Origin of the sequence: Actinomyces acetigenes (assembly GCF_031296635.1) — a bacterium.
Taxonomy (GTDB): Bacteria; Actinomycetota; Actinomycetes; order Actinomycetales; family Actinomycetaceae; genus Actinomyces; species Actinomyces acetigenes.
The window spans coordinates 1-26,851 of sequence record NZ_JASPFC010000034.1 but is presented as its reverse complement, the minus strand read 5'-3'; the positions used below and the strand labels follow the sequence as shown (position 1 = coordinate 26,851).

Below are 26,851 nucleotides of genomic sequence, written 5' to 3'. Positions count from 1 at the left end.
GGGGGTCGGCAGAGTCGGTTTAGGTGGTTGGTTGGGTGAGTAGCTTGATGGCGCGTTTTGGTTGTTGTGACAGGGATATGGTGGTCGAGGCGCTGCAGGCACTGGGGTCGTGGACCAGGTGTATGAGGCCGGGTGGCCAGGTTCCTTAGGGCGGCCATGTTCTCGGGGCCGTTGGCGGTGCGTAACTGGTGGTGGTCCTCGCCCGTGACCACGTCACGGACCGACGTGGAGCCGGTTGTCTATCTTCCAATGTCCCCGGACCCAGGCGGCAACCTGCTCGGGTTGAGCCTGTCCCATGGGTAGGGAACAGACCAGGTAGACCACCTCCACAGTCGTCCTCTTGGCGCTATCGCCGCCGTTGTTGCCCGTGCTCCTGCGATCCTTGGTGGTTCGGGTGCGCCGGACCTGGAGAACCTGAGCCGCTCCGGGGAAGTCCACCCAGGTGGGAGCCCAGGTCGCCTCGGGCGGTGCGCCGCACTCGTCGCCCGTGAGAGACGTCGCCCCAGGAGGTGGACGGGACGTCCTTGTCAGGGCAGCTTCTTGAGTGTCCTGCGCAGGGTCTTCTGACTGCCCAGAGGCGTGAGCACGTAGTGACCGTCCTGCTGGGCGGGTCCACTCGGCGGTATCGGTTTGGGTGTGCATCGCATCGGCGCTCACCACCACCCCGTCCAGGTCGAGGGGCTTGAGCAGTTCCCTGAGCGCGGGGATCTCGTTGGACTTGTCTGCCACACGTGCCTGGGCAAGGACAGTGCCCGTGGCCTGGTCCAGGGCCGCCAGGAGATGAGGTGCCGGATCCTTGCCTGTGCGGGCTGCGCGCATGGTCTTGCCGTCCACCGCAATGACTGTTCTTCCTTCGATGGTGCCACTACGTGTACACAACCAGGACCTCACATGAGTGTCGAGGTTGGTGGGGTCCAGGTCCTGGAGCACCCGCCGGATGGTCGACTCCGACGGCAGGGCCTGTCCGACCTGAAGGCCCAGGGTCTCCAGGTCGGCGGCGGTCAGGTCCGTGGCGTGCTCCCATGTCGCTGTCAGGCTCCGACAACCGGCCAGCACCCCCGTCACGGCCAGGGACAGCACCGTAGGCAGGTCATGGCGTACCCCGCGCCTGTCGCGGGGACCGGTAAGGTTCCTTAAGAACCTGGGCCAGGGGCTGGCGCGACAAGGCGGTCGTCGTGGAAGATGACATGGCGGCGTGACCTCGCTGGTGACGGGATTGAGTAGACGCCTTCATCGTCACCATGCGGGTCACGCCGCGCCCGCACCAACACACCAGACCCGTTAGAGATCAGACAACCACCCACCGACTATGCTGACCCCCTGGGGTCGTTGATGGGACCTAACGGCTGCGTCACCAATATTTCTGCACATCTGCGGGGCATTCGACGTCGTCTCCTCGCGTCGCGAACCACACAGCACCGCGCAGTCTCCTTGCCGACGAGCAAGCACAACCTGAGAACTCACAATTCTACCTCTCTTTGCCTAAGACATCAGCCATTTACCATAACTAGTAGAATCAGAGTACATTGTGATTGTGCTGGTATCGCTACAAGCCGTAGTCGACCTCTGGGGCGCATTTTGCACGACAGTGCGACATTTGCCAAAAGACGTCATTTCGACTTAGCTGCCTGGTAGTCATTATCTCCGACTAGAAGAGGATCCACCTGTTCCCTTCCCCGGTCAAGCCCATTGCCCACACCTTTCTCCGCCAGGTCATCCACCCTTCCATCTATCTTCGCACTGCGATGCCGCCAGTTAGTTACAGAGCTATTATGCTCAGGGTCAATTTTTTGGTCATCCTTGAGGACAATTCCTTCATCCACGGCAGACTTATTCACTTCCTCGGAGAATAAATTATGTTCCGCAGCATCAGAGTACGCCTGGGCCTCTAGCCTATTTCTCACGCTAACATCCTTGCTTGGAGCGTTGGCCTTAGTTCTGATATCCCTCACCACGCTCTCGGCCACCAGCGGCTGAGCAAATGCGGTCGACACACCTGCGCTCGCCCCAATGAGGGCAGCAGCAGGTGCGGCCATACCTGCCGTACCTACAGTCACCACGCCCATCAAGACCGCCCCAAATATTGTTGACGCAGTGTTAAACGTACTCTCTTTACTGACCTTATTCTTCTTGTTGTGCTCATAACGAGTCTCGGCGATCTGTTCAAGGAAGCCCTCACTACTCGCCGCCTTATTATATTCATCCGACAAGGTTGAAAACTGAGGATCCTTGCTTAATTGCTCATCTATCCGCTTTTGGTGGTAATCCGCCAGTTTAGCCGCGATGGTCGCGGCCGCATCCTCGTTATCTATAATCCGATATAGCAGTGATGCGGCCTGTTTTTCGGAGCACGACATTCTAGGGCCAGATATGTCATCTGATGTCATTTGCGTTCCACCGGCCATTGAGGCAACTTCCTCTGGGCTGTTCGCAAGAACAACTCCTAGATTCCTTTTTGACTTTTCCGGAATATCATGAAAGTAGGTATTTGCTCCGTACTCGTCGCTACTAAACAGTTTGATAACTTCTCCGGAGAGCCAGGTCGCACGTGCGTCCGCATTTTTAAGTCCGGCTTGATCGTCCGTCAGATTCCTGTAGCCTGAAGCTGCTGCTAAAGCTGCTGTGAACGCGTTGGTGCCGAATCCGTAGTAGAATTCTCCATCCCAGGTTCGCTTTTCTAGTTTCAGCCACCGTTCAAGTGTTGCCTGACTCGGAGTCACTTTTCCCTCAGAATCGACCGTCACGTCGTTGGCAAGATATTCTAATGCGGCCTCGGGATTACGTGCCATTGCATTCATCGCACCAGCCAAGATATCGGCCGTGTACTCCTTTTCGGCAAAATTTCTGTTTCCGTTGCGACTAGATGCGTCAGGGTCGTTTTCGGCCTTGCTAGCTAATGACGTCAGAAAGTCAGTACCGAACTTCGGCATCTCAAAGGGCACTGGCTGTTTGTTCTCGTAGGACAATACGTATGTCAGCGCCCATCTACGATCTTGGTGCCACCAGCTATCGACCTGTTTACCATCATTCGCATATATCTCTTGAGCCAGTTTTCCTCCGTTGACTTCATCTTGGGAGGCGGCCGCAAGGATGTGAATCATACTGTTTAGCCACGGAGAGCCGTCGTTAGAGTCAACTGGGCTGATCATATCCAAATAAACGTGAATTCCACTATCGTTCTTGTCAACACCTGGCTGTTCGCCGAGTTCGTGAATATAAGCCAACGCATACACTGGGTTATCTTGATACTTTTCTCTTGAAACGTATGTTGGACGGGCAGAATTCTTCCCGTTGTGCCGGTCATAGTCGGCTTTTGCGTCTGCCTTTGCTTCCTGTATAGCTGTAATGTTGTGCTCTCTTACATTGGCGCTAGTGTCTTCCAGTCCGTCAGGCAGGTAGTAGCCACATTCAACGTCTGTGTTGAGCCTACCGCTCTGACGATTCACAACTTCAACACTCACCTTGCGGGTTTCAAGTGATTCTCGAAGGCTTGACAGCTGACTGGTCACGCGCGCCATGGTAGAGTTGTCAGAGACAACATCCCAAATCTGAGCAGGATCCTCGAAATCCACTTTAGCGCGCACAATATGCCGACTTGAATCGGCGTCAATAATCCAGTACCTTAGGTTGTTGATAAATGAACCGAGTTTTATTACGTCTACTTTGATGAACGTCATCATACGCCTCTGTGGAATAATGTTATCTGTTACCTCTTGTTGAAAGGTGTGTTTGTTATGGAACTCTATCCCACTTGTCTTTCGCTTCTTCGCTACTAGGCGTCACCTTAGGTTCTGGATCGGTTATTTCTGGGGATAACGCATGACTCACGTTACTATTAACAATGTCCCATTGGTCCCGAATGTCTTTCACGTTTGATGTGATATCGACTTCAAACTCGTCGGCTTTTGTCGACTGCCATGCATCGGATAAGTCCTTAGTGAACCCGTCCATCCCGCTAGTATTTGAATCGATAGCCTCGGTTCTGGGCGTGCCATCCACAGGCCTAGGATTTTTTTTGACCGTCGATGTGGCGGTATCCGTTGCCGTCTTAATCCGTTCTAAAGCAAGTCTTTTCTTGTTGTCTGCTGTCCGCTGCTCTTCAGGCATTTTCTTTCCATTCTGTGTAATTTATGGCAGCAATCTCGCGTTTGGTTCATTATGTCATGGAGTAAGGATGCTGACCATTATGGGTAATGGTCGTATCACGTGACTCTACAGTTTGGTGTCTTGCAACTACTTTTCAGTACGGTTTGGTAGTTGTGTGCACGTCTAACCAGTGGCGCCAGTTTTGGCTGCGCTGTATTTTGGGACTGAGACATCAATGGCTCTCGGGAGTTGGGCTGGGAAGTTGGGGATGTCGTTAGATCCATGGGGGACTGAGGGCGACTCCGGTTCAAGTCTTCCTAGCGGTAGCAATAACGTTGCGGTACATACCTCCAATCTATGTTGATACTGCCGCGAAGGCCTCGAACGTGTCTCGACCTTCGTCGCCCCCGCACCGGTCGGCTCAGTTCTGTCGGGGGTTGTTGTGGTTGGTGGTGAGGGTCTGTACCTCGGCGACGGGCAGGTTGACGGTGCTGGTGGTGGTGATAGCCGGTAGGGTGCCGCTGTTGCCGTCAGTGGCGGTGTAGGAGGCCGAGTAGGCAACCTTGATCGTCAACGGCGTGGCACCACCCAGGTGAGCCGAGCTGCGGTTGAAGGAGATCGTGCACGGACTCGACCCCTCGGGCATGCCGGAGTGCCACGCGATGCCAAACCCGGTACAAGACGCTTTCCCGTCGGGGGCCGACAGCTGCAAACCAGACGACCCAGCCGTGATAGTGGCAGTGGTGCTACCAGCAGTGGCCTTAGCAGTCACACTGGTCGGAGTGTTACCAGTGGCCCACACCCAGGTATCCATCCCCACCAGCGTCGCACCCTGGGAACCGACCTTCGGATTAGTCTCCACCGTCGGAGCCGGGATCTTCACCGCATCCCAGGCGACCTTCGCCAACCTGGTCCCCGAGATATACGGCCGAGGGGCCTGCTGACCCGCCGGAACCCAGATGTTCTGATCCGGATTGGCCTCATAGAAAGCCTTACGCTCTTCATCAAAGTCCTCCTTGAAAGTGGGGTTGGTTTTCGGGCCTAACCGAGACGCGTCACAGTAACGCCCGTACCAGCGGCCCTGCGTATCATCCTTGTGAGACTCGTAATCAGGGAAGTTCTTGTCCAGCTGCTTCGAGAGGCTTTCGGTGACCGCTCGGACAGTTTTCTCCTCACGACCAGAGACCTCCTTCGCGGTGTCATCGAGCACCTTCTTGGTCTTGCTGATGCCTTGGGCGGCCTCAGCGCCCGTGTCGCCAGGCTTGTAGAAGCACACCGGCGCCACAGTCACCTCCGTGCTGGACGACGACGAGGACGTCACCCCACCGCCATCACCCCCACCAGAGCCAGCTGTCGTCACACTCGACTCCACCGAGATAGTCACCACGCCACCACCATCAGCAGTCCCCTCAGCAGAACCAGAAACTGTTGCCTCATCATCTTCTACACCTTCCGCGGCGAGCGCCTCGGAAGGGAGGAGGGTCAGGCATAAAAATGCGCACGACAGGGCCACGACTCGATTTCTCAGCTTGTTCATCACTTTTGCTCCGTGCTGCACTCGTCGGAAGACAATGTTGTTTGACTTTCGGCAAGCCAGTCACCAGATTGACCGTCAACTAAATCGATGAGGTACTCTTTCTTATTCTGAGAGGAATCCTTGGTGACGTCATTTCCATTCTCGTCGACCACTGTCATCCTCGTGCGGTCGTAGCACACGGTCACTTTGGCGCTTTTCCCGTCGGCATCCACCTCAACGTCGCTAACTCCAATTGAAATGGGGGGTCGAGCATAGTGCGTCGTTTTGTTGTAGTTGTTCCGAATATTTTCTCTGGTTGTACCGGTAGACCGTTTCAGGGCGTCGTCCAGTCCCTTTCGTGTGGACCAGACGCGCCAGGTGGCTTTGTCGTAGGCGACGTAGTCCTGGAGGACCTTGGTCTGGGTGGCGTCCAGGTCTTTGGGGATGGAGACCACCGTGTACCCCAGGGTGGGGTCGGACAAGGACTCAGCAGTCACCGCACCAGCACTGGCAGCACCACTCGCACCAGCCGACGCCCCACCCGAGGCAGACGCAGACGCCGACGAACCCGTACCGGAGCCCGCAGTATTGAGCGGCGGGATCGTCCCGCCACCCTTCGGACTGCTTGACGAACACCCCACCAGCGCCAACGAGCCGACCAGCACGCCAGCACCCAGGGCGCCGGCGACACGACCACGACCAGGCAAGCGGACGAGGGAACGAGCCATGAGGAAGCACCTCCACGATCAGGCCGAGCACAACCCCTCGGCGCCGTAAAAACTGTCCCGCCCCTATTGGCTGGTCGCCATGGTGTCAGTGCGACTCATGCCGTGCCTCAGTGGACTGGGAGTCGCGCGTCGGGGGGCGTTACTAGAATTCTACAGAGGGAGGGAATGCCTGCGGATGGATAGCGCTCCCCGGGCGTGAAATAGCCGTGAAAATTACTGTCCTGGTCGGTGCGACGCTCAGGGAGGGTGCGTGAGCCCCGACCCTGGGGTGGGGCTAGGAGGGCGTTGGGTTCGGGGATGAGTCGGCAGGGCTGAAAGACTCGCCGCCTGACCTTCGGCGCGTCCGACGTCATCTCAATGGGTGTGTTGGCTCATGACTTCTGAGAGTTTCGGATGTCATGACATCTGAGACACTGATTGGTGGCTTGCCAGGGACGGTGCAGTGCACACAACCCCTGACCAGTTCAGCCCCACCCTCGTGCACGTTGGTCGACTCGGAGCATGAAGGGAGTCGGGGCCGGGTTGAACCATGGGCTCCAAGCCCCTGCGCGGGAGCCGGAAGGGGCCAGAAAGGGGAAGGTGCCGCCAGCGCCGGGGTGAGGGGTCCTGGCTTCCGGAAGGACCCCCTGGAGATGATCAGGCACACCGACACCCCATCATGCCTCGTCCCTTCGGTCTCACCCTCGCCTCCAGGGCCACCAGCCTGCCCCGGGCTCCCGCCCGAGCGAGTGCCTCGCGAGTTTTGGGAGCGCTACGGGTACGCCGTCACCCGGGCTCCCGCCCGAGCGAGTGCCTCAGAAGTCATGGCAGTCACATGTCTCAGAAGTGAGGAGACAGCACAGTCATCTCAATGGGCGACGCCATACATAATGCGGTCAGCCCGGTGGGCCGACGTCAGATGTCTGAGGTTATTCACGACCGTGAGAAGTTCTGTTTCCCGACATGCTGAAAGGGCCTGGAGCAGCATGCGCTGCTCCAGGCCCTTTCAGGGATCGAGGTCGCTCAGGCAATCGCCTCAACGGGGGCGAGGTGCTCGAGGTTCTCACCGTTGGCGTCAACGTTGTTGTTGTAGTTGTTGGCAACGTCGGTCGCGGCAGTGGCGAACGCCTGCTCGAACTTGATGAGCTGCGGCTTGAACTCGGTCCAGGCGTCACGGAAGGTCTTGGCGTTGGCGCTCTCCCAGACGGCATTCTGGAGAGCGGTGTCGGTCAGCTTCTGAATGTCGTCGGACCGCTGGACGTCGTCCTTGAGGGTCTGGTAAAGGGTCTTGAGGGTGTCAAGATCTGCCTGAATCATACTGAGGTCCTCCTCGTTGGTTGGATTCGTTGAGTCACCCGAAGAATGCCCGAGGGCTCTTCGCGTGATTGCGACTGTGACGGCCGTCGCTTCCAGTACCTTTTCACGATCCGCATCGGATCGCAAGGGGATAACAACCCATGTGACTTTCTTCCGGATCTTCGCCGTTCGGCCCGCCAGAGCGGTCACGAATAGGCTACGGTGCTGTCGCTGCCCCATCCGATTCGACTTGAGGTCTCCCATGGCACTGTCCCAGAACGGACGCTCCTCACGGCGTCGCACGAACGACGTCGATCAGCCTCGGCCCGCCCGCCAGTCCCGTGACACCGGTGGTCACCTGCCGTCGGCGCCGCGTGAGCGGCGTCCCCTGCTGGCCGCGCTCGCCGTGCTGCTGATCGTCGGCGGTGCCCTGCTCGCGGGCCTGCTGGCCATGCGCCTGGACCAGCGCGTCCAGATGCTGGCAGCCAAGGACACCATCAAGGCGGGTCAGGTCATCAACAAGGAGGACCTGGTGAGCGCCTCGGTGGCCTCGGACCTCACCACCCTGGTGCGCGCGGACCAGATCGACCAGGTCGTCGGCCGCACCGCTCGCGTGGAGATCTCCAAGGGGCAGCTGCTGGACACCTCCCAGCTCGCCACCAACCCGGTCCCCAGCGGGGACCTCCAGGTCGTCGGCGTCTCCGCCAACGCCGGGCGCTTCCCGGCCGGCGGCCTGCAGCCCGGTGACAAGGTCGACATCGTCGACATCGGTTCCCAGAACATCATCGTCTCCGACGCCCAGGTGCTCGCCGCCAAGCCCTCCTCGGGCACCAGCGAGGACTGGACCTCCGGCGCCGTCATCTCCGTCCTCGTTGACAAGAAGGGCGCCGCCAAGCTTGCCAGCGCATCGGCCAACGGGACCATCGCCGTCGTCCTGACCGCGTCCGGGCAGCCGATCAAGGAGAGCTGATGCTCATCTCGATCGCCTCTGCGAAGGGGTCACCCGGCGCCTCGACGAGCGCCCACGTACTCGCCGCGGTCTGGCCCCGTCCGGCCGTCCTGGCCGAGCTCGACCCCGCCGGGTCCGACCTGGTCTACCGCACCCGCTCCCGTGAGGGCCTGCCCCTGGACAGCGACCGGGGCGTCGTCTCCCTGGCCGCCGCCATCCGCCGCGACCCTGCCGCGCCCCTGCGCGATCACCTCACCCTCATCGAGGGGGACCTGCCCGTCCTCGTGGGCCTGTCGCGCCCCGATCAGGCCACGGCCATCGGGGCGGGCTGGTCCGGACTGGCCACCAGCCTGCAGCGCCAGGGGGACATCATCGCCGACGTCGGTCGTCTGTCTCCCGGTGCCCCGAGCCTGGGCGTGGCCCTGGCCTCCGACATGGCGCTGGTCACCGTGCGCCCAGGCGTGGAGAACTACGGCCACCTGCGTGAGCGCCTGTCCTGGATCGTCGCCGAGACCTCCCGCCGCTCCGAGCGGGTCCGCCTCGGTGTCCTCCTCATCGCGCCCTGGAAAGCCCGCCACGAGGCCGATGACCTCACCCGCCTGCTGCGCGGCAGCGGCTTGGAGGTCCCCGTCGTCGGCGTCCTGGCCCTCGACCAGAGCGCCGCCGACTCCCTGGCGGGTCGCCGCGCCCGTCCCCTGGGCCGCACCCTCCTGGTGCGCTCGGCCCGAACCGTCGCCACCGCCCTGGCGGGCGCCGCCATCAACGGAGGTGCCGCATGAGCGTCGACCAGGGACTCGTCCGCGACATGCGCGAGGAGGTCGCCGATCTCCTCGCTCAGCAGCGCCGTGACGACGCCGCCTCCGGCATCCCCCCGATGTCCGCGGAGGACGAGCGCCAGTTCGCCCGCGCCCTCATCGGGCGGGTGCTCGAGCGGCACGCCCGCGCTGAGATCGCCGCCGGCCGCAGCCCGCTCAACGCCCAGGAGGAGGAAGAGGTCTCCCAGGGCATCCACGCGGCGCTCTTCGGCGTCGGCCGCCTCCAGCCCCTGCTGGACGACAAGGATGTCGAGAACATCGACATCAACGGCTACGACAACGTCTTCATCCAGTACGCCGACGGCCGCGAGGAGCGCGGCGCCCCGGTGGCCGAGTCCGACGAGGAGCTCATCGAGCTCGTTCAGGTCCTCGGCTCCTACTCCGGCCTGGCCTCGCGTCCCTTCGACTCGGCCAACCCCCAGCTGGATCTGCGCCTGCCGGACGGCTCGCGCCTGTCGGCCGTCATGGAGGTCTGCTCGCGCCCCTCGATCTCGGTGCGTCGAGCCCGCCTGGACCGAGTGGGTCTCGATGACCTGGTCCGGCTCGGCTCCCTGACGCCGCGGCTGGCCGCCTTCTGCTCGGCGGCTGTGCGGGCCCGCAAGAACATCATGATCGCCGGCGCCACGAACGCCGGGAAGACCACCTTCCTGCGTGCCCTGGCCAACGAGATCCCCCCCGAAGAGCGTCTCATCACCGTTGAGCGCGCCCTGGAGCTGGGGCTGGGCGAGTTCGCCGACCTGCACCCCAACGTCGTCGCCTTCGAGGAGCGCCTCCCCAACTCCGAGGGCTCTGGTGCGATCTCCATGGCGGACCTCGTGCGGCGCTCACTGCGCATGAACCCCTCGCGGGTCATCGTCGGTGAGGTTCTGGGCGACGAGATCGTCACCATGCTCAACGCCATGAGCCAGGGCAACGACGGCTCGCTGTCCACCATCCACGCGAACTCCTCCTCCGAGGTGTTCAACCGCATTGCCACCTACGCCATCCAGTCCGCCGAACACCTGCCCCAGGACGCCACCAACCTCCTGATCGCCGGCGCCGTCGACTTCGTCATCTTCCTGACCCGGGAGAACCGCTTCTCCCAGGGCGGGGGGCTGCGCCGCTACGTCGCCTCCGTGCGCGAGGTCAACGGCGTCGACGGGCGGGTCCTGTCCAGTGAGGTCTTCGCCGACGACGGGACCGGGACCGCCCAGCCGGCCGCACCGGTCTCCTGCGTCGACGACCTCATCAATGCCGGCTACGACCCGGCCGCCGCCTACCGGGGTGGTTACGCATGAACCAGGCCACCGCCACCGTCGCCATCCTCGCCGGCGCACTCGTCGGGGGAGGGCTCTTCCTCCTGGTCGGCTTCTTCATGGGCGTCGACATGCTGCCCGACCGCCCCGGCTCCTCAGGCTCCCTGCGCGACAGCCTCAAGGGCCTGTCCGGTCGGCTCATCGCCTGCCTCGTCGTCGGCCTGGGCGTCCTGCTGCTCACCCGCTGGATCGTCCTGGCCGTCGCCGCCGGCCTGCTTGTCATCGTGTGGCCGCTGCTCTTCGGCGGCGCCAAGCAGGAGAAGCTCGCCGCCGCCAAGATCGAGGCCCTGGCCACCTGGGCCGAGTCGCTGCGGGACACCATCGCCGGCGCTGTGGGCCTGGAGCAGGCCATCCCCGCCACCGTCTACGCCGCCGCCCCGGTCCTGCGCGAGGACCTGGCCCTCCTGGCGGACCGCATGCGCGTGCGCGTCCCCCTGCCGACGGCGCTGCGCCAGTTCGCCGACGACCTCGACGACCCCACGGCGGACCTCATCGTCTCCGCCCTCATCATGAACGCCCGCCTGCGCGGCCCCGGCCTGCGCCAGCTCCTCAGCGCCCTGGCGGACACGGCCCGCTCCGAGCTCGACATGCGTCAGCGCGTCTCCGCCTCCCGCGCCGGCACCCGGCGCTCGGCCCAGATCGTCGTCATCTTCTCCATCGTCATCATGCTGGGGCTGGCCGTCTTCAACCGGAGCTTCGTGGCCCCCTACTCCAGCGTGCAGGGGCAGCTGGTGCTGGTGGTCGTCGTGGCGCTCTTCGCCGTCGGCATGCTCTGGATGCGGCGCCTGGCCGGCGTCCAGCTGCCGCGACGCTTCCTGACCGTCTCCGCTCCGGCCGGAGGTGAGAACGCATGATCACCTGGATCCTCATCAGTGGTGCGCTCAGTGGAGCCGGCCTGTTCGCCCTCATCCTCATCCTGGCACCCCCCGCCACTCAGCCCGCCGCCGCCCTGGCCGAGCTGGACACCCGCCGCGACGAGGGCCGCATGCGTGAGGACGTGCGGCGCCTCAACCCCTCCGAGGCGGACACCCCCGAGTGGGTGGACACCCTCAGCCTGCGCATCACCTCCCTCGTGCGGCGCACCGGCATCGACCTGTCCTCCCTGACCGGGAACCTGGCCGTCGTGGGGCGCTCCCTGGAACGCCACATGGTGACCTCGGTCTTCCTCGGGGTGGGGGGCTTCGCCGCGCCACTGCTCGTCGTCGCACTCATGCAGGTCATGGGGGCGCCCCTGGGATGGTCCGTGCCCCTGCTGCTGAGCGTCGCCCTGGGGGGCGTCGGCCTGGTACTGCCCACGCTGCGTCTGCGCAGCGAGGCCGACGAGGCGCGCCGGGACTTCCGCCACGTCGTCGGCTCCTACCTGGACCTTGTGGCCATGTCCCTGTCCGCGGGGCGAGGCGTCCCCGAGGCCCTCGACGCCGCCTCAAGTCTCTCCGACGACCCCGCCATGCTCCGCATCCGCGACGCCCTCGACGTCGCCAGGCTGCGTGGGGACACGCCCTGGGCGGCCCTGGGCCGGCTGGGCACCCAGCTGCGCATCGACGAGCTGCGTGACCTGTCCGCCGCCCTGGCCCTCGTGGCCGAGGACGGCGCCAAGATCCGCGAGTCGCTGGGCGCCCGGGCCTCCAGCATGCGCCGCCGCGACCTGTCCGACGCCGAGAGCAAGGCCGGGGAGAGCTCCGAGTCCATGCTCGTGGCCCAGCTCGTCGTCGCCATGGGCTTCATCGTCTTCCTCGTCTACCCGGCCCTGACCGGGATCATCGGAGCCATGTAACCCCTCAGACCACCTGCCCCCGAACGGAGAACCCACACGAACCAGTTGACTGCCTTTCGACCGGTCGCTTGACTGAGAACCGGCGACGATTCACCGCCCACACCCCCACCACCCAGTTTCTCTCAAGGAAAGGACAAAGCATGCTCAAGATACTGTGCACACTCCAGGTGCTCGCCGGCGACCTGCGCGAGCGGGTCAGCAACCGCCTGTCGGAGGAGAAGGGAGCCTCGACCGTCGAGTGGGTCATCATCACCGGCTTCCTCATCGTCCTGGCCGCCGTCGTCGGCAGGGCCATCTACAGCATGGTCGACAACGCCTCCTCCAACCTCCAGGTGCCGCAGATCGGCAACGGCGGCGGTGTCGGCAACAAGGCGCCCTGATAAGAGGAATGACCATCATGCAGTCGCTGCGGAGAGGAATGACGAGGCGCTTGCGCTCGGAGGCCGGGGCCTCCAGCGTCGAGCTGCTCGTCTTCTTCCCGCTGCTCCTGCTCATCGTGCTGCTCACCGTGCAGGTCGCGTTGAGCTGGTACGGCAACGAGGTGGCGACCTCCACCGCCCGGGAGGTCGCCCGCGAGGTCCGCAACGGCTCGGCCGGCTCCTCCGCCATCGCCGCCGCCAAGACCGACGGCGAGGCCTACGCCCACCGGGTCGGCGGTAAGGCGCTCACCGACGTGTCGGTGGACGTCGTCGTGATCGGCAACCAGGTCAATGTCCAGGTGACGGGCAAGTCCATGGACATCATCGCCGGCTTCGCCCCCAAGGTGCGGGCCTCGGTCACCTCCGAGCGCGAGACCTTCCGGGAGGACACGTGACCCCCACCCCGACCACCGCCCCGGCGGTTACCAACGGCCAGGCCGCCCTCGCTGCGAGGGTGCTGCACGCCCGACGACGCCGAGTCGTCGGCGGCGCCGACGCCGCTGAGCGGGGCAGCATGTCGGTTGAGATGATCGTCCTGGTCCCGGTGCTCCTGCTCATCGTCATGATCGCCGTCGCCGGGGGCCGCCTGGTCTCCGCCGAGGGCATGGTCCAGGCCGCCGCCCGCGACGCCGCCCGGGCCGCCTCCATCGAGCGCTCCGCCGGGGAGGCCGATGCCGCCGCCCGCCGCAGCCTGGCCGCCGCGGACACCGCCAACGCCCAGTGCTCGGGGGGAGTCGACGTCGGCGGCTTCGGCCGGGGCGGCACCGTCACCGCCACCGTCCGCTGCCGCGTCGAGCTGTCCGACCTGGGCCTGGTCTTCCTGCCCGGCGCCACCACCGTCTCGGCGAGCTCCACCGCACCGGTCGACACCTGGAGGGGGACCCGATGAACCGGATCGTCACCTCCGTGCGCCACCGGCTCCGCCACGACAGCGAGCGAGGAGCCGTCTCCGTCTACGTTGTCATCATCGCTGCGGTCCTCATGCTCATGGCCGGACTGTGCATCGAGGGCGGCCGCGTCCTCAACGCCCGCGCCACCCTGGCCGACCAGGCCGAGCAGGCCGCCCGTGCCGGAGCCCAGCACCTGTCCACCGACGACGTGCGCGGGGGCGCCACCGTCTCGGTGGACAGCGCCGCCGCCACCTCCGCCGCCCGCACCTACCTCGCCCAGGGGGGCCTGGCCCAGAGCTCCACCGTCGACGTCACCTCGCGGGGGGTCGCCGTCACCGTCGAGCGCGACGTCCCCACCACGATGCTGCGACTCGTCGGCGTCACATCCGTTCATGTCACCGTCACCGGCGAGGCCCGCAACGCCGTCGGTATCTTCAAGGAGGATCAGTGAGCCGCGCCGCTCAACGAGCCCAGGCCGCCGGACCCGAACGCTTCCGCGCACCGGCGCGCAGCACGCGCCCTCCAGTGTGGAAGTCACTCCTGGCCGCCCTTCTCCTCATGCTGGTCATCATCGGCCTGCCGGTTCTGCTGCTGGCCACCGTCGGCCTTCCCCCCATCCCCACCGGTCTGGGGCTGGACACCCTCACCCAGGCGATCTCCGTCGACGCCCTCCTGGGTGTCCTCACCTGGGTGATCTGGCTGGCCTGGGTGCAGTTCACCTTCTGCACCCTGGTGGAGACCGTCTCCGCTATTCGCGGCCGCAGCGTCCCCGGGCATGTCCCCCTCTCCGGCGGGGTGCAGGCCGTGGCCCGCCGGCTCGTGGCCTCCGTGCTGCTGCTGGGCGCCGTCAGCGGCCCGCTGGCCGCCGCGGCCGCCCCGGTGGTTGAGGAGCCCACCCCCGCCGTCGCCGCCGCCCAGGACTCGGCCCGCGCTACCACTCAGGCCACCGACGCCTCGGGCGCCTCGATCACTTCCGGGACCGTGGCCCAGAACCCCGACGGCAGCCAGCAGATGCGTTACATGGTCGGCGGCGTCGAGATCGACCCCGCCCTCGGCTCCCAGCTCGTGGGCCAGCGCGTCTACGTGGTCCAGCCGCCCGAGGGCCGCTACCACGACAACCTCTGGGACATCGCCGAACGCAACCTCGGCGACGGGCGCGCCTACACCCGGATCTACGACCTCAACGCCGGCCGCGTCCAGCCCGACGGCGGCTCCCTGGAGCTGGCCCGGCTCATCCAGCCCGGCTGGCTCATGGTCATGCCCGACGAGGCCACCTCCGTGCCCCGGGTCGAGGCCGTCCCGGTGGCACCGGCGCCGGCCACTCCCGCCCCGGCCACGCCCAACCCGCAGGAGGCCCGCTCCGGCGGCGCCATCAACCAGGGCTCGGCCATCTCCACCCTGCGCGACGTCCCGCCCGTCCAGATGCCGGCGGTCGGCGCGCTCCTGGCCGCCTCCCTCGTCTCGGTGCTCGTGCGCCGCCGGCGACAGCTCTCCGGCGGGGCCTTCGACGAGGGCTCCGGCGAGCTGGAGCGGCTCCTGCGCGTGGGTGCCGACGAGCGCCGCTTCCAGCGCCTCGACGCCATCCTGCGCTCCCTGGGCTCGATCCCCGGCAGCCCCCGCCCCTATGCCGTCGCCATTGACGACGACGCCTGCTACCTGCGTCTGGCCCAGCCCGTCCCCGAGGCCCCCGCCCCCTGGCGCGTCCAGGAGGAGGGCCTGACCTGGGTGATGCGCGCCGGTCAGGAGCCTGCCCCCGCCCCGAACGGCTCCCTCCTGCCGGGCATGGTGACCGTGGGCCGTATCGCCAGTGGTGCTGACATCCTCATCGACCTGGCCGTCGCCGACGGCGAGGTCGCCGTCACCGGTGACCCCGCCATGGCCGCGGAGGTCGTCACCGCCCTCGCCCTGGAGCTGTGCACCAACCCCTGGTCCCAGGAGGCCGTCGTCGTGGGCGCCGGCCTGCCGGCCACGCTGCGGGAGGTGGCCGGCGGGCGCATCCAGCCCCCGGAGGCCCTCCTGGCCGGCAACTCGCTGCCGGGCCGCGCCGACGTTATCACCGGTCGTCGCCCCGGGGTCGCCACCACTTTCGTCCTCGTGGGCAACGGCGAGGCCACACCGAGCCTGCCGCCCGGCGGCGACTACGCCGTCGTGCGCACCGGTGGGGACGGCCGGGCACGCTGGACCATTGACGTCGACGCCTCCGGCACCGCCCGCATTGACCAGCTGGGCATCGCGGTGCGGGCCACGCGCGCCACCGAGAACGAGGTCCTGGACCTGGCGCACCTCTTCGGCCCGGCCCAGGTGACCGACGACGGCACGCGCCCGCCGATCCCCGACCCGCCGATGCCGCCGATGATGACCGCGGCCCTGCGCACCGCCGACGTGCGCATCCATGTGCTGGGGCACACGCTCGTGGAGGCCGCCGGCGCGGTCGAGCCCGAGCGCCGCTCGATCCTCACCGAGGCCGCAATCTGCGTGGCCCTCCACCCCGAGGGCATCCGCCCGGCGGTGCTGGGCACCATGCTCTGGCCGCTGGGGGCCACCGCGGACGTGGTGGCCGGCACCGTGGAGCGGCTGCGCGCCTGGCTGGGCCGCGACTCCCAGGGGCTGCCCCACCTGCGCGAGGACGCCGAAGGGCGCCTCGTCATGGGGCCCGGGGTCGTCGTCGACTGGGACGTGCTGCGCTCGCTGCTGGCCTCCTCCCGCGGCTGCCCGCCCCAGCGCGAGGTCGAGCTGCTCATCGAGGCCCTGCGCCTGGTGCGCGGCCCCATGGTGGCCGGCGCCGAGGAGGGCCGTTACTCCTGGATGGCGCGCGTGCGCGCCGCCCACCAGTACAACGCCCTCGTCGTGGATGCCGCCCACCGCGTCGTCGAGCTCATCGGGGACACCGACCCCGACGGCGCGGGGATGGCGATCGCCACGGGCCTGGCGGTCGTGGACCTGGACCAGGGTCTGTGGCGCGACCGCCTGCGCCTGGCGGCCCGGCGCGGCCGCGGCGAGCTGGAGCGGGAGGTGCACGGGCTCCTGTCGGCGGCCGGTGCCGACGACCTGGCCCAGATCGACCCGGCCACGGCCGCCCTCGTGGAGGACCTGGCACCGGGGCTGTCCGTGGCCCGACGCCCCGCATAAGGAGGTCCAGGCGTGCAGCTGTTCATCAGTGTCCTGCGGCCCGGTGAGGCCAATGCGGCCGCCCGCGACCTCCTGGTCGTGGCGCCCGAGGACGCCACGGTCGGTGACATGGTGGCGGGCCTGGAGCCCGCCGCCGAGGGCAGCGATCCGGGGGCGGCCCTGCGGCTCGTCGTCAACGCCGGCGAGCAGGTGGGCGCGCCGCCCTTGGGCGTGTGGGACGGCCCGCGGCGCCTGGCCCCCGCGGACAACCTGGTCGACGTGGTCCGCAACGGCATGCTCCTGGGCCTGGGCGGACCGGTGCGCGACGACGCCGAGCCGGTAGGCGTCGTCGAGCTGCGCGTGGTGGCCGGCCAGGGGGCCGGCGCCGTCCACCGCCTGAGCCTGGGCGGCTACACCCTGGGCGGACCCGGCTGCGACCTGGTCCTGGAGGGCGTGGAGGGACGGATCGCCGACCTCGCCGTCGCCGTCGGGGGACACGTGACGATCACCCCGGTGCCGGAGGTCGCCCAGCGCCAGCTGCCAATGCCGCTGCCAAGGCGCCGCCCCCTGCCGGGCCCCCTCGTCCTAGCCGCCCCGGAGCGCGACGAGGAGCAGGAGGCCAAGGGGCAGGCGGCCCGGCGCCGTCGACGCAAGGAGGCGCGCAAGCGCCGCCGCGCCAAGAAGAAGGGCCTGGACTCCGAGGCGATCCTCTCCAGCCGCGAGACGCTGGAGCCGGACGGGGTGCGCCACTACCTGGAGCTGGATCGCCGGCCCCTGGGCGTGGGCGCCTCCACCTGGTCCCCGGACGCACTGCTCACGGTGGGGGAGACGCTCCTGTCGGTCGGGCCGGTGCCGGAGGCCAATGCGGTGGTCTCGCCGACGGCGGGCGCCCCGACCCTGAACTTCAACCGGCCGCCGCGTCTGGCCCGGCCGGTGCGGGAGACGAAGTTCGCGCTGCCGACGAAGCCGGCCGAGCAGCGCAAACCGCCCTTCCCCTTCGCGATGCTCATCTCCCCACTGGTCATGGGGGCCGGCATGTACTTCATGACGGGGCGTGCCTACTCACTCATGTTCATGGTGTTCTCCCCGATCATGATGATCGCCAACCAGATTCAGGGGCGCTCGAACCAGAAGAAGGACTTCCGGGACAAGCTGCGCAAGTATGAGGAGCAGCGTGAGGCCACCGAGGAGGCGGCCTTCAAGGCCCTGACCGCGGAGCGGGGGGTGCGTCGCGGGGACCATCCGGATGCGGCCGAGCTGCTGCTGCGCGCCACAGGGCCGCGGGCCCAGCTGTGGGAGCGGCGGCCCACCGACCCGGACTGGCTGGATCTGCGGGTGGGGGTGGCGGACCTGCCCAGTGACGTGGAGATTGAGGACTCTCAGCGCGCCAAGCACGAGGAGCCGCTGCGGTGGACGGCGCCGGACGTGCCGGTGCGGGTGCCGCTGGGTGAGCTGGGCGTGGTGGGCGTGTGCGGCACGCGGCGCCACGACGTCACCGACTGGCTGGCGGCACAGGCGGCGGTGCTGCACTCGCCAGCCGAGCTGCAGATGGTGCTCCTGGTGGAGCCGGCGCGAGGGGAGAATCGCGCGGGGCGCTGGGCCTGGACGAGGTGGCTGCCCCACCTGCGCAACCTGGAGGGCATGGGCGCCCGGGCGCGCGTGGGACTGGACGATGAGACGATCGCCCGGCGCATCAACGAGATCTCCGAGCTGGTGGAGCGCCGGCTGGACCCGGAGAGGCGGGGGCCGGCCACGGGGCCGGTCGAGCAGATTCTTGTGGTGCTTGACGGCGCCCGGGGTCTGCGCCTGCGTCCGGGCCTTATCTCGGTGCTGCGCCGTGGGCCGTCCGCGGGGGTGTTCCTGGTGTGTATTGATCGGGATCGCACGGCCCTGCCCGAGGAGTGCCGCGCCGTGGTCACCGCGGAGGTGGGGGCGGCGAGCGTGTCGCAGACGGATGTGGACGAGGTCGAGCGGGTGACCCTGGACCTGGTCCCGGACGGCTGGTGCGAGCGGGTGGCCCGGGCGCTGGCGCCGATCCACGACGTCTCCGCCTCGGGCGCGGACTCGACGATCCCGACCTCCTCCCGCCTCCTGGACGTCCTGCCGATGCCGGACCCGAATGCGGAGGCGGTGCTGGCGGCCTGGGACCGGTGCAGCCGGACGACGAAGGCGGTCATCGGTGAGGACGCCGAGGGGCACTTCTGGCTGGATGTGCGCGCTGACGGGCCGCACGCCCTGGTGGCCGGGACCACCGGTTCGGGTAAGTCCGAGCTGCTGCAGACGCTCATCGCCTCCCTGTGCGTGGGCAACACGCCGGACTCGATGACCTTCGTGCTGGTGGACTACAAGGGTGGTGCGGCCTTCAAGGACTGTGCGCGCCTGCCGCACACGGTGGGCATGGTCACGGACCTGGACGGGCACCTCACCTCCCGGGCCCTGGAGTCCCTGGGGGCTGAGCTGCGCCGGCGTGAGCACCAGCTGGCGGGGGCGGACGCGAAGGACATTGAGGACTACGTGGCCGCTATGCAGCCCGGGGACGAGCCCATGCCGCGGCTCATGATCATCATTGACGAGTTTGCGGCCCTGGTCTCCGAGCTGCCGGACTTCGTGACGGGCCTGGTGGACATCGCCCGGCGTGGGCGCTCACTCGGGGTGCACCTGGTGCTGGCGACCCAGCGGCCGGCGGGCGTGGTGTCGGCTGAGATCAAGTCGAACACGAACCTGCGCATCGCCCTGCGCGTTACTGATGAGAACGACTCCCAGGACGTCATTGAGGCCTCCAACTCGGCCTACATCCCGCCCTCGATTCCGGGGCGCGCCTACGCGCGGCTGGGGCATGCGAGCCTGCGCCAGTTCCAGTCCTCCCGGGTGGGGGGGCGGCCCCGTGGGGCGTTGCCGCAGGCGGCGGTGCGGGCGGCGGCGCTGACTTTGGATGAGCTTTCCCGTCCGGAGATGAAGCCGCCGGAGGTGGAGGAGGATGCGACGATCCCCACCGACCTGGCCACTCTGGTTTCCGCGATGGGGGCGGCGCACACGGCGACGGGTCGGCCGGACCCGCACAGTCCGTGGCTGCCGCCGCTGCCGGAGCTCATCACGCTGGCGCAGGTTGAGGAGCGCATGGAGGCGGCCCAGGCCACCGGGGGTGCGGACGGTGGTCTGGGTGGGGGTGATTCGCGGGCGGCTGGCTTCCTGCCGGCGCTGCCGCTGGGTCTGGAGGATTTGCCTGGTGAGCAGGCGCAGCGGCCGATGACGTGGGACTACACGCGCGCCGGTCACCTGGGGATTGCCGGTGCCCCGCGTTCGGGGCGTTCCAGTGTGCTGCGGGGGATCGCTGTGGCTCTGGCGCAGACAGCCTCCGCCGCAGAGGTGCACGCTTACGGTATTGACGCAGGTAATGGGGCCTTGGCCCCGTGCGTGGGTCTGCCGAATTTTGGGGCGGTGGTCACGCGGGATCAGGCGGACCGGATTCGTCGCATGTTGGCGCTGCTGGGTGGGCAGGTGGCGTACCGTCAGCAGTACCTGGCCACGCACGGCTATGCGTCGGTGGCCGAGCAGCGGGCCGCCACCGAGCCGTCTGAGCGGCTGCCGTACCTGGTGCTGCTCATTGACCGGTGGGACAACTTCATGGCGACCTTTGAGAACACGGACGCCGGTGCGATCCCCGGGATGGTGGAGACGCTGATGCGTGAGGGCCCGGCGGTGGGGCTGCGCGTGGTGATTGCCGGGGACCGGACCGTGTTTCGGGGGCGGTTCGGGATGATGCTGGAGGACCGTCTGGTGCTGCGTATGCCGAGCCCTGATGACTTCGACCTGATCGCGATGCGTGCTAAGGATGTTCCTTTGTCCATGCCGCAGGGGCGGGCCTTCCGGTCGGGGGAGCGGCCCCGTGAGGTCCAACTGGTCATGCTGACCGATGACTCTGCGGGAACGGCGCAGGTGGCGGCGGTTCACCAGGCAGCCGAGCAGGCCAACACAAGGTGGGGCGTCATTGACCGCGCCCAGCGTCCAGGGCACGTGGATGAGCTGCCTGTGGCGATCTCCGCCGAGGAGGCACTCAAGCTCGAGCCCGCACTGGAGCCCAATGAGATCGCCTTCGCCGTGGGAGGCGACGATCTGCGCCTGATGCCGGTGTCCCTGGAGGACATCGGTAACGCCTTCCTCGTGACCGGTCCGCGCCGCTCCGGGCGGTCCACGGCTCTGCACTTCGCTGCAAGCAGGGCCTTGGACAACGGACAAAAGATTGTCCTCGTGCTTCCCCGTAAATCACCCTTGAAAGAGCTTTCTGGGCATCCCGGTGTAATCGGAGTGCTGGATGCGGACACAGAACCGAAGGCTCTGTCAGTCATGTTGCAGTATGAGCCAGAGAACACCATTATTGTAGTGGACGATTTCGAAGTACTGACCAACGAACACAAAATTAACCCAATGATTGAAGAGCACATCAAAACCTGTCGTGACCACCACGGGGGCGTCCTCGTGGCCTGCGGCATCGACGAGATCGGAGGTATGTATCGTGGCGTTGTCGCGACCGCCAGAAAGACGCGAACTGGACTCATCCTCGCGCCGCGAGGATCCGACGACGGCTCCCACTTCTCGGCCCGACTCCCGAGATCCATTGGAGGTCCCGTCCCTAAAGGAAGAGGGGTGTTGATTAGCGGTTCGGGCTGGACTTGGGGACAGGTGCCAAAATGTCGATAAGTATAACTATCTCGAAAAGGTGAACCCACCGAGAGGGTGGAAGCGACAAAGAAATTCGATAAGAAATTCGACGCTGAATATTAAAAATCGTCTCGAAAAGAAAGAAAAAAACTGATGGTGAAACTGACGAACCAGAAGTACTATGCACTACAAAGGCTAAAAGGAGTCGTCGATGGGAAAAACAAAGATCTGGGGTTTCGCGATCCATACATGAGTGTAAATCCGGGTAAGACTTATGCCAGCGGGGTTAACTCACCTCAAACATGGGTAAGTAAGTTGGCTGATAGTTCAGCCGCCATGGTGGAAAAAGATGTTCGCGAATTAGCTGGCGCATTCACTGGATTCGCCGATCTGATTGACAGCGCGATATCAAACACTCCAAGTACGGTCGAAGGGGTAGATGAGAATGACACAGTAGGAAACTGGCCGCCAACAGGTACCGATCCTGCCGCATCGCGACCCAGCACATTTACGAACGATGACGAAATATAATCTGCCAGAATAAGAATTGCCTACAACTCAAGAAAGAGCACGGAGATAAAATGAAGGTTAAATTGAATGCCGATAACCTCAAGAAAGAGATCAAGAAAATTCGAGATCTTGCAAGCACTGCAGAAACGCACCGGACAACCATTGACACAGAATGCACCAATGAGCACGACCCAGTAAGTCCGACAGATTTCCTTGAGCAATCTGAAACAAAAATAGGGAATGTTAGGACGGCAGCCGATGAAATCGAGTCGTCTATGAACACCATTATTTCACTTAATGAAAATGGTGTAGGAAAAATGGAAGGCGACAACTACACGGTAGACATCCCAGATAGTGCAAACATCACGAACTCAGCAAGTTTGAAACTATGGGCATCAAAGGAACAAGCCGCTACAGATGCGCGCGATTTACAGGAAGCAGTAGATGGCGATGCAAAATTCCCATCTCGAACATACGATCAAATTATTGCTTCGATAGAACGAAATAAACAAGACGGAATTTATGCAGAGACATTCATTGATGCTGTCGGACCAGAGAATCTCACTAGATTGCCACTCTCTATATCTTCAAGCAACCTTAATGACGACATGTGTGCGGACATCGAAAATGCCCCAAATAACTTGGCTGCCCTTCTCGGCGAGGTCCTAAGTACCGCAAGTCGATTCTGGAGCACGGGAAAATCCACTAAGGTAGCCGAACAAATTATCGGATCTGTTGATGAAGAAACTGAATATGGATACATCACCGTTCTCAATGCGATTATGGGAGGACATGATAAGGACGGGGATGGCATCAATGACCTGAACTTTGATAAGCAATTTCTCCTGGACATGGGATTTGCTGCCGAAAAACTCGATTATGAGAGTATTTTTAAAGTCAGCATTAAAGCAAAGGATGTTCTCTACCGTCTCCCGGGATATTCGGTTGATCCTTTAGCGGGAATCCTTGACGCGATGGGGAACAATCCTGATGCGGCTTTGGAGTTTCTTGCACCCGCTCAGAAAGATAAGCCTGGCGTCGCAGACACCAGTCGGTTGCAGAAGTTAACGCAACGTTGGCAGTTTTATAAAGATTTGGTTGACGAACAACAATGGGATCAGGGTGGATTCGCGGGGCTTTCGGCGGCTCTCGCTGCTGCGTCGACAAGAAGATCTAGTCCCGAGGCTGCGGTAAAAGCAAGAGCTGATAAATTAGCTGACAATGCAATTCAGTATGTTGCAGCGAACGTTTATTCTGGTCTATATAGTGAATCCGCCAAGACAAGAATGGGAATGTTTCTCGCCAACTGTTCGGCGGAGGTTACTAGCGCATGGAGTAGCGTGGGAGGAAATGGGCAGCTTGTTTCCGAGGATAATACTGTGTTTAAGGCGCATGCTGCACAACTAAATGCTATTGTTTACCACGTCATAGACAACCCTAGCGCAGCTGCGACCATAAGTGCCGGGCTGGCCAATTATGCTCGAGGTGCGTCTCAGAGAGGCTTGGAAAAAAATAAAGACAAATCTGCGGATGTGCGTCTTCAAGGAATAAAAGAAGCGTACGGAAATGCATCTAAAGCTGCTTCCTATTTGCAAGGTCTTTCGGAAGTGAAAGCACAGCAGTTAACCGACGATAATGCGGCTAAGGCGGCTGCAGCGAAAGAGAGTACTGCCACCGTTGTCAATGTGTTTGAAACGGTTCTTTCGGCCGGAATTGGTAAAGTGGGCGGGCCGGTTGTGTCAACTGGATTCTCTGTCGGAACGACCTTGCTTAATCCGATCATCGTCGATGCCGCGACCGGTGATGCAGGTAAGGCTAAACAAGTAACGGTTCCTGCTGCTTCGGACGATAGTAAGACGGAAGCATTGACGGCGGCGGCTCTACAGGATGCAGCGAATGCGGGCCTCCTGCAGCAGAGCGATTTTTCTGTTCCGTACACCGATAAAGATGATCAGGGAAATGTGACTGAGACAGCTTCCCATGAGCACTACAAGTGGATTGTTCCTAAGAATGGTGGAGGCTACACAATTGACTTGAGTAAAGGCGGGAGCGACGCTGCTAAAGAAGTTGTTACCTGGGCGGACGTCGCCGGGAGTCCTACTTCGGATAAACTTGTTGGCGAGGAGGGGGAAGAGCCGCCTGCTGATGAGGCAATTGCCAAATTGCAGCCGACGGGCAAGCCAGGTGATGGTAAAGCTGAAGGAGTTACGGCAGGTACGAATCAAAGGGACCAGGAGAAGGCCCAGAAGGAAAAGTAGAAGGCAAAATGAATGGAATGTCATGAATGGGGCAATTAGAAGTGTATTGATTAATGCGCTTGTGTTATTTTTAATCGTCGGATGCAGTCGCATGGTGGGAAACACGTCGGATCGTGCAACTAGGGCAGCATCATCAAGCTCCACTCCAGCAATTGAAGGCGATTCGATTGTTTGCGACCTACTCCCTGCCAAGGATTTGAGCCCACGTCACACAATAAGTGATTATGAAATAATCCATTTCTATAGTTCGGCTCACGCAAACGGCTACTTGAATTGCTTCGTCTACTATGATCAAGCTAAGACTCCCGAAATTTATATGTTAACTATAGAATATCGGTGTAGGCCCGGCAGTTACCAGAGTGTTGCGGACATAAAAACGTCCTCGAGTACGATGAATGTGGCGCCGTTTGTAGTTGGCGGAATTGATGGTGAGGGGATTTCTTTGTATGACTCGATGTCCTCTGAAGCGTTATGGCAGTATGATGACGGGTGCCAACTTAGGGTGAGACAAACCCTTGGTTATGGGTATGGGCATGAGGAGCTTGGGGATCCGACAAAGGATGTTATCGATCTTGTTCGGCTTTTGGTGCGACGTGCACCCCAGGTGGCCGAAGGGCCATCGAGAGACCGTACGCACTACCCGCCGAAGATCGGTGGCTCCGCAACTTCATCCCCAACTAACTAACCGGGCGATCATTGGAGTGTGTGGTGCTTCTCGGGCTAGGGAGTTTTTCATCCCCTGAGTCGATAATATGGAGACCATGCCAGCAGCGAGATGCTCAGACGAGTTCAAGACCCAAGTAGTGCGCGAGGTGATCGAGAAGGACCGCACGATCGCCTCGGTGGCCGCCTCATGCGATGCAGGATTGGAAGTCTATCCTGAGTTGCACAGGTTGGGGTGGTTTGTGTTTCAGGGTGGGGTTTTTCGTTGGGATTGTGGGGGTGGGGTGGTCGTTTCGGGGCACTAAGGCGGCGGTAGGATCTGGTGGGTGAGTCCGTACCTGCGTCAGGTCAAGACGGCCTCGGGGGCCACGGCCGTGCAGGTCGTGGCCAAGGACCATGGTGTGTGCCGGATCGTGGAGCACCTGGGGTCGGCCCACGACGAGACGGAGCTGGAGGTCCTGCTGGAGGCCGGTCGGCAGAAGGTCGCCGCCTGGCAGGGGCAGGGGCTGCTGGACCTGGAGTCCCTGGAGCCGGCACCGGGACGCACCAATCTGGCCAGGACCACGGTGGAGTCCAAGCACTCCAGGTTGTTGTGGGAGGTCCTGCACGGCGCCTACCAGCGTCTGGGGCTGGGTGAGGCGGTCGGGGGTGATCGGGCGTTTGAGCAGATGGTTCTGGCGCGTTTGATCGAGCCGTCCTCCAAGGCCCAGGTGCCCCGGGTGCTGGGTGACCTGGGCCTGGAGTCGGTCAGCACCAGGACCTTGTTCCGCTCCCTGGCCCGGGCCCAGGAGCGAGGCTACCGCGAGAGCATCTCTGGGGCCCTGTTCGAGCACGTCACTGCCACCAGGGGCCTGGCCCTGTGCCTGTACGACGTCACCACCCTCTACTTCGAGGCCGAGCATGAGGACGACCTGCGCAAGGTCGGCTACTCCAAGGAGCGGAGGGTCGACCCCCAGGTCATCGTGGGCCTGCTGGTCGACCGTCATGGTTTTCCTCTCCAGGTCGGCTGCTGGGAGGGGAACAAGGCTGAGACCACCACGATCATCCCCATCGTGGAGGCCTTCCAGGCCGTTCACGGTATTGAGGAGCTCGTCATCGTCGCTGATGCCGGCATGCTGTCAGCATCGAACCTGAGTGCGTTGGATGAGGCGAGGTTGCGGTTCATTGTCGGGGCCCGCCAGGTCCGGGCCCCAGGGGATCTGGAGGCCCACTTCCACTGGGCCGGTGACGCCTTCACTGATGGGCAGGTCATTGACACCATCACCCCCAAGAAGGGCGCCAGGAGCGAGCGGGACGTCAGCAGGCGTCGTGAGCCCGTCTGGGACCCGGACACTCACCCGGGGTCGTGGCGGGCGGTGTGGGCCTACTCCAAGAAGCGCGCCGCCAGGGACACTCAGACCCTGACCGCCCAGGCCAACCGCGCTAGGGCCATCCGTCGCCGGCGAGAGACGTCCCAAGGGCACCAGGTTCGTCACCACCCACGCCGGTGACGCCACCCTGGACGAGGCCTCCCTGGCCCGGGCCAGGTCACTGGTGGGGCTCAAGGGGTATGTCACCAACATTCCTGCAGGCTTAATGGGTGCCGGTGAGGTCGTCTCCTCGTATCACGAGCTGTGGCACGTCGAGCAGTCCTTCCGGATGAGCAAGCACGACCTGAGAGTCCGCCCCGTGTTCCACCACACCCGCGATGCCATCGAGACGCACCTGACCGTGGTCATGGCCGCCCTGGCCGTAGCCCGCTACCTCCAGGACACCACCGGGATCAGCATCAAACGCATCATCCGCACCCTCAAACCCCTCCAGGACGTCACCATCAACCTCAACGGCCATAAGATCACTGCCCAACCCCAAATTCCCCCAACCGCAGCCAGCATCCTCAAATCCCTACAGCCCCCAGGCCACTAAG

Annotated in this window: 19 protein-coding genes and 1 pseudogene; 14 read left to right on the top strand and 6 right to left on the bottom strand. The window is 63.9% G+C overall.

What is annotated here, in order from left to right; all coding sequences use genetic code 11:
- Positions 1-213 precede the first annotated feature (213 nt).
- The 6 genes from RIV14_RS11300 to RIV14_RS11275 all read right to left on the bottom strand — a co-directional run bounded on the left by RIV14_RS11300 (position 214) and on the right by RIV14_RS11275 (position 7,626).
- Entirely contained in the window at positions 214-1,080 is an 867-nt protein-coding gene (locus RIV14_RS11300; protein WP_256699382.1) for an ISAs1 family transposase, read from the bottom strand.
- A gap of 530 nt (positions 1,081-1,610) precedes the next feature.
- Positions 1,611-3,677, bottom strand: a complete 2,067-nt coding sequence (locus RIV14_RS11295; RefSeq protein WP_143224258.1) for a DUF6571 family protein — start codon at positions 3,675-3,677, stop codon at positions 1,611-1,613.
- Positions 3,678-3,732: 55 nt separating this feature from the next.
- Positions 3,733-4,107 (bottom strand): hypothetical protein, encoded by a 375-nt coding sequence (locus RIV14_RS11290; RefSeq protein WP_143224257.1) that lies wholly within the window; start codon positions 4,105-4,107, stop codon positions 3,733-3,735.
- 400 nt (positions 4,108-4,507) lie between these two features.
- Entirely contained in the window at positions 4,508-5,470 is a 963-nt protein-coding gene (locus RIV14_RS11285) for a hypothetical protein (protein ID WP_428978881.1), read from the bottom strand.
- Positions 5,471-5,622: 152 nt separating this feature from the next.
- Positions 5,623-6,330, bottom strand: a complete 708-nt coding sequence (locus RIV14_RS11280) for a hypothetical protein (protein ID WP_309325188.1) — start codon at positions 6,328-6,330, stop codon at positions 5,623-5,625.
- 1,002 nt (positions 6,331-7,332) lie between these two features.
- Positions 7,333-7,626, bottom strand: coding sequence for a hypothetical protein (locus RIV14_RS11275; RefSeq protein ID WP_075371920.1), 294 nt, complete (start codon positions 7,624-7,626; stop codon positions 7,333-7,335).
- 241 nt (positions 7,627-7,867) lie between these two features.
- Here RIV14_RS11275 and RIV14_RS11270 point away from each other — a divergent pair, with 241 nt between their 5' ends.
- The 14 genes and pseudogenes from RIV14_RS11270 to RIV14_RS11205 all read left to right on the top strand — a co-directional run bounded on the left by RIV14_RS11270 (position 7,868) and on the right by RIV14_RS11205 (position 26,850).
- Complete coding sequence (locus RIV14_RS11270) at positions 7,868-8,575, top strand: SAF domain-containing protein (protein WP_075371921.1); 708 nt, start codon at positions 7,868-7,870, stop codon at positions 8,573-8,575.
- Complete coding sequence (locus tag RIV14_RS11265; protein WP_075371922.1) at positions 8,575-9,333, top strand: CpaE/TadZ family protein; 759 nt, start codon at positions 8,575-8,577, stop codon at positions 9,331-9,333. Before RIV14_RS11270 ends, RIV14_RS11265 begins: the two co-directional genes overlap by 1 nt.
- Complete coding sequence (locus tag RIV14_RS11260) at positions 9,330-10,646, top strand: TadA family conjugal transfer-associated ATPase (protein ID WP_075371923.1); 1,317 nt, start codon at positions 9,330-9,332, stop codon at positions 10,644-10,646. Before RIV14_RS11265 ends, RIV14_RS11260 begins: the two co-directional genes overlap by 4 nt.
- On the top strand, positions 10,643-11,518 hold the full coding sequence (locus tag RIV14_RS11255; RefSeq protein ID WP_075371924.1) for a type II secretion system F family protein: 876 nt from the start codon (positions 10,643-10,645) through the stop codon (positions 11,516-11,518). Before RIV14_RS11260 ends, RIV14_RS11255 begins: the two co-directional genes overlap by 4 nt.
- Entirely contained in the window at positions 11,515-12,438 is a 924-nt protein-coding gene (locus RIV14_RS11250) for a type II secretion system F family protein (protein ID WP_075371925.1), read from the top strand. Before RIV14_RS11255 ends, RIV14_RS11250 begins: the two co-directional genes overlap by 4 nt.
- A 140-nt stretch (positions 12,439-12,578) precedes the next feature.
- Complete coding sequence (locus RIV14_RS11245; RefSeq protein ID WP_075371926.1) at positions 12,579-12,818, top strand: hypothetical protein; 240 nt, start codon at positions 12,579-12,581, stop codon at positions 12,816-12,818.
- Between the two features lie 38 nt (positions 12,819-12,856).
- Positions 12,857-13,252 (top strand): TadE/TadG family type IV pilus assembly protein, encoded by a 396-nt coding sequence (locus tag RIV14_RS11240; protein WP_256695047.1) that lies wholly within the window; start codon positions 12,857-12,859, stop codon positions 13,250-13,252.
- Entirely contained in the window at positions 13,249-13,746 is a 498-nt protein-coding gene (locus tag RIV14_RS11235; RefSeq protein ID WP_075371927.1) for a TadE/TadG family type IV pilus assembly protein, read from the top strand. Before RIV14_RS11240 ends, RIV14_RS11235 begins: the two co-directional genes overlap by 4 nt.
- On the top strand, positions 13,743-14,198 hold the full coding sequence (locus RIV14_RS11230) for a TadE/TadG family type IV pilus assembly protein (protein WP_075371928.1): 456 nt from the start codon (positions 13,743-13,745) through the stop codon (positions 14,196-14,198). The genes RIV14_RS11235 and RIV14_RS11230 overlap by 4 nt, the downstream gene beginning before the upstream one ends.
- Complete coding sequence (locus RIV14_RS11225) at positions 14,195-16,876, top strand: LysM peptidoglycan-binding domain-containing protein (protein ID WP_309325187.1); 2,682 nt, start codon at positions 14,195-14,197, stop codon at positions 16,874-16,876. The genes RIV14_RS11230 and RIV14_RS11225 overlap by 4 nt, the downstream gene beginning before the upstream one ends.
- A 12-nt stretch (positions 16,877-16,888) precedes the next feature.
- A complete protein-coding gene (locus tag RIV14_RS11220) occupies positions 16,889-21,553 on the top strand; it encodes an FtsK/SpoIIIE domain-containing protein (protein WP_309325186.1) in 4,665 nt (1,554 codons plus the stop codon).
- A 117-nt stretch (positions 21,554-21,670) separates the two neighbouring features.
- Positions 21,671-22,045, top strand: coding sequence for a hypothetical protein (locus RIV14_RS11215; RefSeq protein WP_309325185.1), 375 nt, complete (start codon positions 21,671-21,673; stop codon positions 22,043-22,045).
- Between the two features lie 50 nt (positions 22,046-22,095).
- Positions 22,096-24,282: a DUF6571 family protein gene (locus RIV14_RS11210; protein ID WP_143224282.1), complete on the top strand. Its 2,187-nt coding sequence runs from the start codon at positions 22,096-22,098 to the stop codon at positions 24,280-24,282.
- 989 nt (positions 24,283-25,271) lie between these two features.
- Positions 25,272-26,850: pseudogene (locus RIV14_RS11205) on the top strand (IS1634 family transposase).
- The last annotated feature ends 1 nt before the right edge of the window (position 26,851 follow it).